Annotated in this window: 14 protein-coding genes and 1 pseudogene; 14 read left to right on the top strand and 1 reads right to left on the bottom strand. The window is 38.8% G+C overall.

The features are described from left to right. Nucleotides 1-2: 2 nt before the first annotated feature. The 13 genes and pseudogenes from smc (at nt 3) to HMPREF0493_RS01520 (ending at nt 12836) form a co-directional block, all read left to right on the top strand. Nucleotides 3-3569 carry a chromosome segregation protein SMC gene (gene smc, locus HMPREF0493_RS01580; protein WP_006351500.1) on the top strand — a complete coding sequence of 1189 codons (3567 nt, stop codon included), beginning with the start codon at nt 3-5 and terminating at the stop codon, nt 3567-3569. Next, nucleotides 3569-4780, top strand: coding sequence for a signal recognition particle-docking protein FtsY (ftsY, locus tag HMPREF0493_RS01575; protein ID WP_006351499.1), 1212 nt, complete (start codon nt 3569-3571; stop codon nt 4778-4780). Before smc ends, ftsY begins: the two co-directional genes overlap by 1 nt. 44 nt (nt 4781-4824) lie before the next feature. Next, on the top strand, nt 4825-6249 hold the full coding sequence (locus HMPREF0493_RS01570; RefSeq protein WP_006351498.1) for a C69 family dipeptidase: 1425 nt from the start codon (nt 4825-4827) through the stop codon (nt 6247-6249). A gap of 100 nt (nt 6250-6349) precedes the next feature. Next, a complete protein-coding gene (gene ylxM / locus HMPREF0493_RS01565; protein WP_006351497.1) occupies nt 6350-6691 on the top strand; it encodes a YlxM family DNA-binding protein in 342 nt (113 codons plus the stop codon). Between the two features lie 4 nt (nt 6692-6695). Further along, complete coding sequence (gene ffh / locus HMPREF0493_RS01560; RefSeq protein WP_006351496.1) at nt 6696-8126, top strand: signal recognition particle protein; 1431 nt, start codon at nt 6696-6698, stop codon at nt 8124-8126. Between the two features lie 87 nt (nt 8127-8213). Further along, entirely contained in the window at nt 8214-8486 is a 273-nt protein-coding gene (gene rpsP / locus HMPREF0493_RS01555; protein ID WP_006351495.1) for a 30S ribosomal protein S16, read from the top strand. Nucleotides 8487-8562: 76 nt separating this feature from the next. After that, nucleotides 8563-9078, top strand: a complete 516-nt coding sequence (gene rimM / locus HMPREF0493_RS01550) for a ribosome maturation factor RimM (protein ID WP_040456869.1) — start codon at nt 8563-8565, stop codon at nt 9076-9078. After that, a complete protein-coding gene (trmD, locus tag HMPREF0493_RS01545) occupies nt 9068-9787 on the top strand; it encodes a tRNA (guanosine(37)-N1)-methyltransferase TrmD (RefSeq protein ID WP_006351493.1) in 720 nt (239 codons plus the stop codon). Before rimM ends, trmD begins: the two co-directional genes overlap by 11 nt. A gap of 111 nt (nt 9788-9898) precedes the next feature. Beyond that, nucleotides 9899-10246 carry a 50S ribosomal protein L19 gene (gene rplS / locus HMPREF0493_RS01540; protein ID WP_006351492.1) on the top strand — a complete coding sequence of 116 codons (348 nt, stop codon included), beginning with the start codon at nt 9899-9901 and terminating at the stop codon, nt 10244-10246. 253 nt (nt 10247-10499) lie between these two features. Beyond that, nucleotides 10500-10916, top strand: a complete 417-nt coding sequence (locus HMPREF0493_RS01535) for a bis(5'-nucleosyl)-tetraphosphatase (protein ID WP_006351491.1) — start codon at nt 10500-10502, stop codon at nt 10914-10916. Nucleotides 10917-10998: 82 nt separating this feature from the next. Further along, on the top strand, nt 10999-11418 hold the full coding sequence (locus tag HMPREF0493_RS01530; RefSeq protein WP_006351490.1) for a bis(5'-nucleosyl)-tetraphosphatase: 420 nt from the start codon (nt 10999-11001) through the stop codon (nt 11416-11418). Between the two features lie 37 nt (nt 11419-11455). After that, a pseudogene (locus HMPREF0493_RS01525) lies at nt 11456-12038 on the top strand (uracil-DNA glycosylase). Continuing rightward, nucleotides 12039-12836, top strand: coding sequence for an SGNH/GDSL hydrolase family protein (locus HMPREF0493_RS01520; RefSeq protein WP_006351488.1), 798 nt, complete (start codon nt 12039-12041; stop codon nt 12834-12836). It begins immediately after the preceding pseudogene. Between the two features lie 38 nt (nt 12837-12874). On the opposite strand, the gene lexA is transcribed toward HMPREF0493_RS01520, so the two are convergent. After that, nucleotides 12875-13498 carry a transcriptional repressor LexA gene (gene lexA, locus HMPREF0493_RS01515; protein ID WP_006351487.1) on the bottom strand — a complete coding sequence of 208 codons (624 nt, stop codon included), beginning with the start codon at nt 13496-13498 and terminating at the stop codon, nt 12875-12877. Between the two features lie 145 nt (nt 13499-13643). On the opposite strand from lexA, the gene HMPREF0493_RS01510 reads away from it, so the two are divergent. Further along, the gene (locus tag HMPREF0493_RS01510; protein WP_006351486.1) at nt 13644-13892 is read left to right on the top strand and encodes a DUF896 domain-containing protein; all 249 of its coding nucleotides are present in this window, start codon (nt 13644-13646) and stop codon (nt 13890-13892) included. The last annotated feature ends 32 nt before the right edge of the window (nt 13893-13924 follow it).

Here is a 13924-nt window from a genome sequence, read left to right as displayed (position 1 = left end):
GCGTGCCATTAACAGAATTAGTTATTGATGGTTTTAAATCCTTTGCAGAAAAAACAACTATTCATTTCGGTAGTGGAATTACAGGAATTGTAGGTCCAAACGGTTCCGGTAAGAGCAATATTACTGAAGCAATTAGATGGGCGATGGGAGAATCTCGCGCAAAGACACTTCGTGGGGACAACATGAAGGATGTTATCTTTGCAGGAAGCGAGTTTCGCAAACCATTAAACAGTGCAGAAGTAACACTTGTTTTTGACAACAAGAATAGACAGTTAAACTTTGAGAGCGACAAAGTTTCAGTAACAAGAAGGATTTTGCGTTCTGGCGATAGCGAATATTTAATTAATAATCAAAGCGTTCGTTTAAAAGATGTGCGTGAACTGTTCCTGGATTCAGGTATTTCACAAAATAGTTTGGCAATTATTTCTCAGGGACGAGTAGATCAAATCTTAAATTCGCGTCCTGAAGATCGGCGAGATATTTTTGAAGAAGCTGCCGGCGTGCTTCATTTTAAGAAGCAAAAAGAGATCGCTAATGCACAGCTAGATAAGACTAATCAAAACTTGGTTAGAATCAATGATTTGGTAAAAGAACTTGAACAGAGAATTGAACCTTTGCATGAACAGAGCTCACTTGCAAAAGAATACAAGTTTCAAAAGGCAGGCTTGGATTCAAAATTAAAGACATTGCTTGCTTTTGAAGTTCAAGATTTGAATCAGCAGAAGCAAAAAATCAAGCAGGCGGCCGACAAGAATCAGGTGCTTTTAACCAAGCTTGATACTGAAGTAAAAGAATCTCAAGCAGCAGTAACGCAAAAGCGCAATGAATATAAGCAATTGCAAGATAAGCGCGATCAAATTCAAAAAAAGCTGCTCGACTTTACCCAACAAGCGTCTGATTTAAATACTAATTTGCAGGTTGCAGAGCAATCAAAGCAATTCAATGAAGCTACTAAAAATGAATATCAAAATCAGATTGCAGATCTAAAAAAGTCAATTGCTGCTTTACAAATGGATTTGACTAATTTAGGACAAGAATCCAAAAAGATTCATCTTGAGCGGGAAAAACTTCAGCAGCAAAGAGATCAATTAGTTAAGAGACTAAAAGAAGATCCTAATCAGTTAAATAAGCAACTGGAAGATCAGCGTAATAACTATATTGATCTGCTGCAAGAACAAACTTCAGTTAACAATCAACTTGTTTATTTAAAGACCGAGCTTCAGCGTGACAATGACGACAGCAGTTACAATAATAACAACATCGAAGGTCAATTGAAAAAGGCACAAGATGAGCTTGAGCGTTTAAGAATTGAAGGGCAAAAACTGACTAAAAAGCGCCAACAGACTAAGAATCGTCTGGAGCAGCTAACGACTAACGCTCACGATTTAGAGAATCGGCAAGATGCTTTACGACAGATTGTGGCTAGTGAACGCAATGAACTGCAGAAAGTAAATGCCCGCAAAGAAGCCTTAAGCAATATTCAAAAACGGCATGAAGGCTATTACTATGGCGTGCGTAATGTGCTGAATCATTTGTCCCAATATCCTGGCGTAGTGGGTGCAATTGGAGAATTAATTTCGTTTCCAACAGAACTTGAAGCAGCAATGACCACCGCTCTGGGTGGTGGAGTCCAGGACTTGGTTACTGAATCTCGCAGCCGGGCCAAAGATGCAATTAATACTTTAAAGAAAAATCATGCTGGCCGGGCAACCTTTCTTCCTTTGGATGGCTTAAGACAGTATCATATTCCTGCTTCCACTGTTACAACTCTAAAATCATTCTCTGGCTTTAAGGGGATTGCCAGCGATTTAGTTACTAGTAATAGTAAAGTTGATCTTTCACCGGCAATCAATTACTTATTAGGCAGCGTAATTATTGTTGATACGATCGAATCGGCATTAGCAATTTCCAATCGAATTGGACGTTATAGAGTAGTCACTCTTGATGGGGATGTTATTTCTCCAGGTGGTTCAATGACAGGTGGGGTTAAAAACCAGCGCAATAATTCACCATTGCAGACAACTGCCGAGATTAATGCTTTAACTAAGAAATTGCAGCAGTTGCAGAAAAATTTTGACTCTGATCAGGCAGATTTAAATAAATTGCTAGAACAAACAGAGCAAACTAATGATGAATTGAAGACGATTCAGAGTGAATACCAACAGATAAACCAAGAGTTAAACGAAGTCGCTTTAAGTTTTCAAAATCAGGAAAAAGAAGTTAAACGTTTAAATGATGCTAATGAGCTTTTTGTTTCAAGAGTGCGCGAACGGGATGCACGAATTAAAGAAATTAAAGATAAAATCGCAATCGCTAAACAGAAGCAGGCTGATTTAGCAAAAGAGGCCAAAGATGAAAAAGCAAAAATGGCCGAAATTCAGGATCGAATCAAAAACTTTACGGCATTAAATGAAAAAGTTCAAAGTCAGTTAAGTCAACTGGATCCACAAATTGCGGTTTATTCAAATAAATTGGAAAATTTGCAAAGTCAGTATAAAGAAAAGAGCCTCGATTTAAAACAAAAGCAAGAGCAGTTAACGTCGATTAGCGAAAAATTGCATTCACTAATTGAAAATCGAAAGCTTTCTAGTCAAAAGAAAACTCAGCTTCAAAAAGAACAAGAAGAAATTGCTGCTAAACGTGATCACTTGCAGGCGGAATTAAACGACTTGGCTGCCAAATTGGATCAATTTGATGCTCAGATTGACCAGCTTGATCAAGTGGCTAGTCGAAACTATGATTTGCGTAAAGATGCGGCAACTGAACAAAAAGATTTTTCTGTCAAAATTGCTAAGCTGAATTCTTTGATGAATCAAAAATTGGACACGTTGAATGAAGAATACTCACTGACTTATGAGGCGGCAATTGCTCAGGCAAAAGGTGAAAATACTGAGCAAAACCGTGCGCAACTTAAGCATGATGTTAAATTGCACCAAATGGCGCTTGACGATATTGGACCGGTTAATTTGGATTCGATCGAAGAATATGAGAACGTTAAGAAGCGGTATGATTTTTTGAATGAACAGCAAGAGGACCTATTGTCAGCTCGTTCAGATTTGGAACAATCAATGACAGAACTGGATCAAGAAGTTCAATCACGATTCAATGATACCTTCAACAAGATTTCAACGAGTTTTACCAAGATTTTCCCAATTGTCTTTGGTGGAGGAAATGCACGCTTAGTATTAACTGAACCTGATAATTTGCTTGAAACAGGTATTGAAATTATTGCTCAGCCACCTGGTAAAAAGCTGCAACGCTTAAGTCTGCTTTCTGGTGGTGAACGGGCATTGACGGCTATTACCTTGCTCTTTTCCATGCTGCAGGTAAATCCAGTACCGTTCTGTGTCCTGGATGAAGTTGAAGCTGCTTTAGACGATGCCAATGTCGCTCGTTTTGCTCAATTTTTGCAAAAATATGATATGCATACGCAGTTTATTGTCATCACCCACCGTCGTGGTACAATGCAGCAGGCAGATCAATTATTCGGAGTAGTGATGCAAGAACTTGGCGTTTCCAAAGTCGTTTCTGTATCATTAAAAGATATCAAAGATGAGGTGAAAGAATAGTGGGCTTATTTGATAAGATAAAGAAATCTCTTTTTGGCAAAAAAGAGGATGAAGGAGAAAAGCAAGAGCAAAAACCAGAAAAAAAGGATGAAACTCAAGAAGCCGAACAAGCAACTGAACCTTCTGATACTAACCCTGAAGTAAAGTCAGTTGAAGAAGCTGAAGAAAAATTTGAGCATCCAAAAGAACTAGAACAAGAAGAAGCTGCAACTGAACCGAAACAAGCTGAGTCTGAGACTGAACCAGAAGTTGAGGAAGAAAACGATGAACCGGAAAAGACGCAGCAGGAATTGTATGAAAAAGGGTTAGCGAAGACCAATCAAGGTTTTGGCGCAAAACTGAATGCCTTTTTTGCAAAATTTAGAACGGTTGATGAAGATTTCTTCGATGATTTGGAAGACCTGCTCATCGAATCAGATGTTGGCTACGAGACAGCTGAAGAACTGACTGATGAATTGCGTGATGAGGCCAAGCTGCAAAAGGCAAAGACGCGTGACCAGCTGAAAGAGGTTATTGTTCAAAAATTAGTAGAACTTTATGATCAAAACGGCAATGCTGATGATGAAAAGCTCAACTATAATCCAGATCATAAGCCAAATATTTATCTATTTGTGGGCGTAAACGGTGCTGGTAAAACTACAACGATCGGTAAATTGGCTAAAAGATTCAAGGATCAAGGCAAGAAGGTTATTTTGGCTGCTGCTGATACTTTTAGAGCTGGTGCAGTTGAACAGCTCGAAGAATGGGGCAGACGCGTTGATGTGCCAGTAGTGACTGGTGCAGAAAAAGCTGATCCGGCCTCTGTAGTCTACGATGCAACTAAGCAGGCAATCGATGGGCAAGCAGATTATTTGTTGGTTGATACTGCTGGTCGTTTGCAAAACAAGAAAAACTTGATGAGCGAGCTAGAAAAGATTCAACGAACGATTAAGAAACTGGCTCCAGAACAACCTACTGAAACTTTGCTTGTCTTAGATGGCTCAACGGGACAAAATGCATTGCTTCAAGCAAAGGATTTTGATAAAACAACCAAGCTTACAGGCCTTGTTTTGACTAAACTAGATGGTTCATCAAAAGGCGGTGTCGTTTTGGCAATCAGAAACGAAATGAAGCTGCCGGTTAAGTTAGTAGGCTTGGGTGAAAAGCCAGAAGATTTAGCTGATTTTGATGCGGCTAATTATGCAATTGGTCTTTTCCATGGCCTTGTATAGTGTTAAAGTTAAAGAATAAACTATTATATTAAGGAGAATTGATTATGAGAGAACCTAGTGCATGTACTACCATTCTTGTTGGTAAAAAAGCCTCTGTTGATTGCACTACCATGATTGCTCGTAACGATGATACTTTTAGACCAATTACGCCACAAAAATTTATCATTGAACCTGCAGCTCATGGAGAAAAGGGCCGTCACATTAAGTCATGGCTTAATAAATTTGAAATGGATTTGCCAGAAGATGCTCAACGTGTGCCAGCTGTACCCAACGTTGATTACAAGCACCGTGGCTATTACGATGAATCTGGTATTAACCAAGAAAACGTATGTATGTCATGTACTGAATCAACTTATGGCAATGAAAGAACTTTAGCATTTGATCCACTTGTTAAGGATGGTTTGGATGAAGATTGTATGCAAACTTCAGTATTGCCATACATTCATTCAGCTAGAGATGGTGTTAAATATTTAGGCAGCTTAATTGCAAAATATGGCTCACCTGCCGGCAACTCTGTTTTATTCAGTGATAAAGATGAAATCTGGTACATGGAAATTGTTACTGGTCACCACTGGGTAGCTCAAAGAATTCCTGATGACTGCTATGCTGCTACTGGCAACAGAGTTGCAATTGAACAAGTTAACTTCGACGATCCAGACAATTTCATGTGGAGTGAAGGCATTCAAGAATTTGTTGAAGAGCATCATTTAAATGTTGATCATGAAGGTTGGAATTTCCGCCATATCTTCGGTACATATACTGAACAAGACCGTCACTACAACACCAGCCGTCAATGGTACATTCAAAAATTGTTCAACCCATCAATTGAACAAGATCCGCAAGATCCAGATCTGCCATTTATCCGTAAGGCAGAAAAGAAGATTACTCGTGAAGATATTCAATTCGCACTTGGTTCACACTACCAAGACACACCTTATGATCCATTTGGCAAGGGTACTGATGAAGAAAAGCACCGTTACCGTCCAATTGGTTTGAACAGAACTCAAAACGCTCATATTTTGCAAATTAGAAGCGATGTTCCAGAAGATCGTGCCGCAATTATGTGGTTATGTATTGGTGGACCAACATTCACTCCATTTGTTCCATTCTTTGCCAACATGAGTGATACTGATCCTTCATACAACAACACTTCTATGGATTACAACATGAACGATGCATGGTGGTACTACAAGTCATTGGCTGCACTTGTTGAAAGTCATTACCCACAATTTGTTCAACTTGACACTGATTACTTAACTGAACTTAACCGTTACTACAGAGGTCGCGTTGAAGAAATTATCAAGGGTGCTGAAGGCAAGTCTGGTGAAGAATTGACTGAATACCTTACTAAAGCTAACCAAGCTACTGTTGCTCACACTAAGAAGGACAGCGAAAAGCTTTGGGGTCAAATGATGATTCAATCAATCAACATGTCTAAGCTTACTTTCCACATGGATGAAAACTTATAAGCATTAATTGCTTTTATCTATAAAGAGAACCGGATTTAACCGGTTCTCTTTTAATTCTAAAAGGGCTGCTTTTTTGCTATACTATTAGACGGTGAATTATATGGATGAACTCACAAAGAATGAAAAATTAGGCGATTTATATGCCTATTACGGCTCGTTATTAACAGCCGGGCAGCAAAGTTATTTTGAAGATTATTACTATAATGACCTATCTCTAGGTGAAATTGCAGATAATCACGGTGTTTCAAGACAAGCTGTATATGATAATTTGCGTCGCTCAAGCAAAGCTCTTGAAAATTATGAGGCAAAACTTCATATGCAAAAAGACTACAATCAAATTGAAGACGTCATTGCTGATGCTTTATTTGCAATCGATAATGATCATAATTCGACCGCTAAGAAAGAATTAACTAAATTATTAAATCAAATGAGGGGAGAATAACCCAATGGCTTTTGAAAATTTAAGCGAAAGAATTCAAAAAGCATTAAAGAACCTGACGGGCAAAGGCAAAATTTCAGAAGAAGACATTAACAAAGCCAGCCGTGAAATTCGACTTGCTTTGCTTGAAGCCGATGTAAACTTCAAAGTTGTCAAAGACTTTATCAAGAAAATTAAGAAAGAAGCCCTTGGCAAAGAAGTTCAAGAAAGTCTTAACCCTGGCCAACAAGTAATCAAAATCGTTAATGAAGAATTAACCAAAATGATGGGGGAAACAGCTGTTGGCCTCAATAAGTCAAAGCATATCCCAACAATTATTATGATGGTTGGCCTGCAAGGTACTGGTAAGACTACTACCGTCGGCAAGTTAGCCTATCATTTGCAAAAAACAGAAAAGGCACGTCCATTGTTAATTGCTGGCGATATTTATCGTCCAGCCGCAGTCGACCAGTTGAAGCAAATCGGTGACCAATTGAAGGTGCCAGTATATAGCGAGGCTGATGAAAAAGATGTCGCTAAGATTGTTCAAGATGGTTTGGCAGAGGCTGATAAAAACAAGAACGACTATGTCATCATCGATACGGCCGGTCGTCTTGAAATTGATGAGCCATTAATGGAAGAGCTTGAACGAATTAAGAAAGTCGCACAGCCTGACAATATTTTGCTGGTTGTAGATGCAATGACCGGTCAGGCCGCAACTGATGTTGCTAAAGGCTTCGATGAACGTCTTGATGTGACCGGCGTTATCTTGACTAAACTTGATGGTGATACCCGTGGTGGTGCTGCACTTTCAATTCGTGCCGTAACAGGCAAGCCAATTATTTACACTGGACAAGGTGAAAAGTTAACTGATTTGGAAGACTTCCACCCGGACCGGATGGCTTCAAGAATTTTGGGCATGGGCGATATGCTGACGCTGATTGAAAAAGCACAGCAGGATTATGACCAAAAAGAGGCCGAAAAAGTAGCCATGAAGATGAAGGAAAACACCTTCGACTTTAATGACTTCATTGATCAACTGGAACAGGTGCAAAAAATGGGACCTCTTGACCAAATCATGAAGATGATTCCGGGTATGGCCAACAATCCGCAACTAAAGAATTTAAGCATTGATGATAAGCAAATTGCCCATACCAAAGCAATTGTTTATTCAATGACAGAAGAGGAACGGGAAGACCCAGACATTTTAAATCCAAGTCGTCGCCGCAGAATTGCTGCCGGATCAGGTCGACCAGTAGTTGAAGTCAACCGAATGATCAAACAATTTAAACAAGCACGGGACATGATGTCTAAGATTACTAAAGGCAACATGAAGGGCTTAAGCAACTTGCCAGGCATGAATTCACCGATGGCCAAGATGGCTATGAGAAAGATGAATAAGAGCTTTAAGAAGAACAAACGCAAGCGGATGAAGAAGATGAAGAGATTTCATTCTTAAAAAATTAACTGTTAAGTAAAAACCCTTTACACCACTTCTTTTTAATGGTATATTATTAATCGTTAAGTTTTAGGAGGAAATTAATTTATGTCAGTTAAAATTCGTATGCACCGCATGGGTGCCAAGAGAAAGCCATTTTACAGAATCGTTGTTGCCGACTCACGTATGCCACGTGATGGTCGTTTCATCGAAGAAGTAGGTTACTACAACCCAGTTTCAACTCCAAAGGAATTGAAGCTTGACGAAGACAAGATTTTTGCTTGGCTTCAAAAAGGTGCTCAACCTTCAGATACTGTAAGATCACTTCTTTCAGGTGCAGGTCTTATGCAAAAGTTGCACGATGCAAAGTACAACAAGTAATTAAATAATTACTTAAAAGAAAGTTTGGAGCTGCGTGCTTCAAACTTTTTTTATACTTGGTTTTTGGAGAAAAAGTATGCAATTTTATAACGTAGCAAAAATTTTAACGACTCATGGCTTAGATGGTGAAGTCAAAGTAGCACTAATTACAGATTTTCCTGAGCAACGTTTTAGTTCGGGCTCAAAATTAGCCCTAAAGGATGATCATGAGCGGGAATTGACCGTGAAAAGTGGTCGTCCATTCAAACAATTTTGGCTGGTAAAATTTAATGAAATAACTGACATTGATCAGGCGGAAAGATTACGCGGAAAAATACTGGTTGTTAGTGAAGAAAATCAGCAGGAACTTCCTGAAGGAGTCTATTATTACCGCGATATTTTAAATTGCGATGTGATTGATAATCAAAACGGCGAATTCTTAGGCAAGATCGTAGATATTCAATCACCTGGGGCTAACGATGTTTGGCTGGTACAGGAAGATAGTGGCAACGAATACTGGATTCCTTATATTAAAGACGTTGTGAAAAAGGTAGATGTTGACCAAAAGAAGGTTTATGTAGAGCTGATGGAAGGTTTACACGATGAAGATTAATGTATTAACGCTGTTTCCTGATATGTTTACTCCTTTGCAAACTTCAATGCTGGGCAGAGGATTAGAGGACAAAAAGTGGAACCTAAATTTAGTTAACTTTCGCGATTTTACGACTGACGTTCACCACCATGTAGACGATACGCCATATGGCGGTGGAGCAGGGATGGTTTTACAAATCATGCCAATTAAAAAGGCACTCAATTCTTTGTCTTCGACGGGTAAAATTATTATCACGGCGCCGCAAGGGAAAACTTTTAATGAAAAAATGGCCCAAGAATGGGCCAAAGAAGATGAATTAACCTTTATTTGCGGGCACTATGAAGGCTTTGATCAAAGAGTGTATGATTTAGCTGATGAGACAGTCTCAATTGGTGACTATGTTTTAACTGGTGGCGAATTGCCGACGATGAGCATGATTGATGCCACCGTGCGTCTTATTCCCGGAATTTTGGGCAATGCTGCTTCTCCGGTTGAGGAGAGTTTTTCTCATGGCTTGTTAGAGTATCCGCAGTATACGCGTCCCGCTGATTATGAGGGGCAAAAGGTGCCAGATGTATTAATGAGCGGAAATCATCAAAAAATTGATGAGTGGCGTCATTATCAAGCTTTAAAGGCGACATATCTTCATCGGCCTGACATGCTTGAAGGAAGAAAATTTACAAGCGAAGAAAAGAAAATGCTTGCTCAAATTAAGGCGGAACTTGATTAAGCTGGCCTAATCTGTTAAACTAATGATCGTGACAAATGTCACTAAATAAGTTATGGGTATTCCGCTGGGCGCGAGGCGTGATATGAATGCCGAAGAAGGAGAAAATATATTATGGATCCATTAATTGCAGAATTAACTAAAGAACAAATTCGTGACGATATTCCTGAATTCCGTGCAGGTGACACTGTTCGTGTTCACGTACGTGTTGTTGAAGGTACTCACGAACGTATTCAGTTATTTGAAGGTGTTGTAATTAAGAAGAAGGGTACTGGCATCGGTGCAACTTACACTGTTCGTAAGATTGCTTCAGGTGTTGGTGTTGAACGTACCTTCCCAGTGAACGACCCACGTGTTGCAAAACTCGAAGTTGTTCGTCATGGTCGTGTACGTCGTGCTAAGCTTTACTACTTACGTGACCGTAAAGGTAAGGCAGCAAGAATTGCTGAAGCTCGTCGTTAATTACAATCAAAGAAGCAGTTCCAATTGGAACTGCTTTTTTATTTCGAAAATTGTTTGACACCAAGGCAATCAATTGATATATTAAAATTACTAAAAAGAAAAATGAGATCTTTTAGATCTTGTTTTTGATCGTGTCAAACTAGGTAGAGGTAGACTAGTTGACAACGCGATAATCACTATTTTGCTTTGCAAGATAGTGATTTTTTTATATTTATTGGTATAATAGGCCCATCGCAATGAGGGGGAATAATTTATGATTCATGAGCACTCAGCTGGCAGCGTTATATACCGCCTGGAAGAGCAAGAACCAAAGTTTTTAATCGTTGAAAGCGTCTTGCATCATACTTGGGGATTTCCTAAGGGCCATTTGGAACCTGGGGAAACAGAAGAAGATGCGGCAAAACGTGAAGTTGCTGAAGAAGTTGGCTTGCATCCGAAGTTTGATTTTGATTTTCGACATGAAATCGAATATGAAACCGAAGAAAATACGATTAAAAAAGTTGGCTTCTTTCTGAGTGAGTTTGTTTCCGCACAAAAAGTAGTTGATCAAAAAGAAGAGATTCTCAATTCAAAGTGGGTAAGCTTATCTGAATCAAAAAAATATTTACCTGCTGAACGTCATTTATACGAAATATTGGTTGAAGCAATTTCTTATCTAAAAAATAAATGAAATTATTAAGTGGTTCTGACGCATGCTGGAATCACTTTTGTTTTATAATGAGTTCATATTAAACAAGGAGTACTGATAATCAATGCTGAAGGAACATTCTGCTGGAGCGGTAATTTACCGCAAGCATGAGGGCGAATTGCAATTTTTAATTGTTCAAAGTATTAAAAATGATAATTGGGGCTTTCCTAAAGGACATTTGGAAGGCGATGAAACGCCGAAGCAAGCAGCAAAACGCGAAGTTCATGAAGAAGTTAATTTGAAGCCAAAGTTTGATTTTAATTTTGTGCAAAAAATTCAATACCAAATGTTCAATAAGCATTGGAAAGAGGTTACCTTCTATTTAGCAAAATACTTGCAAGATCAAACGGTCAAAATTCAAACAGAAGAAATTAAAAATTACCTGTGGGTCAATTTAACAGATGCAGAAAAATATCTGGTTGAGCATGGCAAAATGGGCGTTTTGAGAAAGGCTGTCTCTTATCTGAAAGATGAATTATCCTGAAAGTTTAAAACAGCTGGTTAAGTAGCGTTCAAAAGACCTGCGACTAGAAGGACTTAATGCGGGTGCAGGTTCTAAACATCCGGCTTTGATGATTGTAGGTGAAGCACCAGGCCATGAAGAACTCGCTTCACAAATTCCGTTTCATGGGGATTCCCGCAAGGAATTGATGAAATCTATTGCCTCAATCGGATTAAAGCGCGAGGATGTTTATATTACGAGTGCCGTTCGAAGCCGCCCTTATGCGGTTAAAAAAGTTTTTAGCAAACGAGAAAACAAGGAAGTAGTGAAATATCCCAACCGCAAACCTACTAAAAAAGAAGTTTTGGCTCATGCTCCTTTTTCAGACTATGAGATCAAAGAAATTGAACCAACTTTGATTGTAGCGGTAGGCAATACAGCTTTAGAGCGCCTGCTTGGCCCTGGTCATAGGATCTCTGAAGAACATGGCAAAATAATAAAAAATACGCCGATATTGCAGCTAAATGATGCTAAAGATGCTTATGTTTGGTCAAAAAAGCGGTATACAATTTTTCCGCAGTGTTTTTTATAATCGTAAGTTGACTGAGCAAATAGCTAGAGACTGGCTGGCAGTTATGCCGTTTTTAAGGAAAGGAGATTAAATGAGCAACGAAACCTTTTTAATTTCGATTAAGCAAAACAATGATTTATCTACTCCTGCTGTCTGGGAATTAAGAGAGAGCATTGAAAAGCATCCCTTGAGTCAGCGCAAATATATCGAGTTGGCTGCTCTGCCTGGCAACAGCCGCAAATACAGCGTTAACAATGTGAAGACCATTAAAGGACCTCTTTTTGATAAACAAGTTCTGTTTTTGGGTTCATCTGTGACGTTAGGCTATGGAGCATTAGGAGAATCATTTGTTGATTATCTTTGGAAAAGGGATGGGATTCAGGCAGTGAAAGATGCCGAAAATGGTACGACTTTATGTGGCAATACAGATCCTAACAGCAGCGATTATGATCCAGATTCATATATTAATCGCTTCTACGCTAACTTCTTAGCGGCTAATAGACCAGACGCGTTCGTTTTGCAATTGTCGACCAATGATGCGACAAAGGATAAGCCTTTAGGACAAATTGTCGAGAATGAGAATTTTGATACTAAGACTATTACTGGCGCACTAGAATTTATCATTGCTAATGCACAGAAAAAATGGCATTGTCCGTTACTGCTTTATACCAATCCTCCCTTTGATAATCCGCTTTATCAAAAAATGGTCGATCGTGCTTTAACTCTGCAGAAGAAATATCATTTTGAACTGTTAGATTTGTATCATGATCCTGCTTTTCAAAAACAAGATGCGCTTTATAAGGCTGATCCGATTCACCCTACGCGGGCAGGTTATCAACTAAAATGGCTGCCAAAATTTGAAGAAAGACTTACCAAAATGTTGGCATAAAAAAGACTAGGAACTAACTTCCTAGTCTCTTGCTTTATTTAATCAATATTGCTACGGTAAAGGCCAACAACCTTGCCTAAAATGCTGACCTTAGATAAGATAATCGGTGCCATTGTATCATTTTCCGGTTGCAAACGGTAATGGCCTTTTTCTTTGTAAAAGCGCTTAACCGTTGCTTCGTTATCTTCTGTCATGGCGACTACAATTTCACCATTAGAAGCAGAAGATTGCTTTCTGACAATTACATTATCACCATTTAAAATTCCCGCGTTGATCATACTCTCACCATGAACCTTAAGCATGAACAGATCGCCGGCGTCTGCCTTTAAATCAGGTGGAAGTGGGAAATAATCATCAATATCTTCAACTGCTAAAATTGGCTGCCCTGCAGTAACAACACCGACAACCGGTATTTCTTTAGGCTTAATGCCTAGTTCTTCGCGTCCTTTTTTCGTAATTTCGATTGCACGGGGCTTAGTTGCATCTTTAATTAAAAGTCCTTTGCGTTCAAGCCGTGATAAATGGCCGTGAACCGTTGAAGTTGAAGATAAATTAACTGCTGAGCAGATTTCACGAACAGTTGGCGGAAAACCGCGATCCTCAACGGTATCGTAGATGTATTGCAAAATTTCGAGTTGTTTTGATTCGTGGTTGTTAGTCATAATGTAACCCCATTTGTGTCTAATATTCTTTAAGTATTAGTTTAGCAAAAAACAAAACGATATACAAACGAATGTTCTTAAATTTATTACTTTTTTTATCTGCACAAATACGGTAAACTATCATTATATATAGAGGTGTTAAATCATGGACAAAGATGAAATTAAAAAGGTAACAGACCGAATCAACGAGCTTTATCACAAGAAAGAAAATGAAGGTCTGACACCTGAAGAAGAAGCTGAAAGAAAAGAACTTCACAAAAAGTTTTTAGCCAATTTTAGAGCTGGTTTCAAACAACAATTGGAAGATACGGTTATTATAGATAAAGATGGTAATGAAGTAACTTCTGAACGTGCAAAACGTGCCCAAAGAAAAAAGGGCTTGAGAAAAGATTAAATTAGGCTTTAAAAAAGTCTTATTTTTTTGTA

Origin of the sequence: Lactobacillus amylolyticus DSM 11664, assembly GCF_000178475.1 — a bacterium.
Lineage (GTDB): Bacteria > Bacillota > Bacilli > Lactobacillales > Lactobacillaceae > Lactobacillus > Lactobacillus amylolyticus.
Note: the sequence above shows the minus strand (reverse complement) of the source record. Positions and strands in the feature narration are given on the sequence as shown.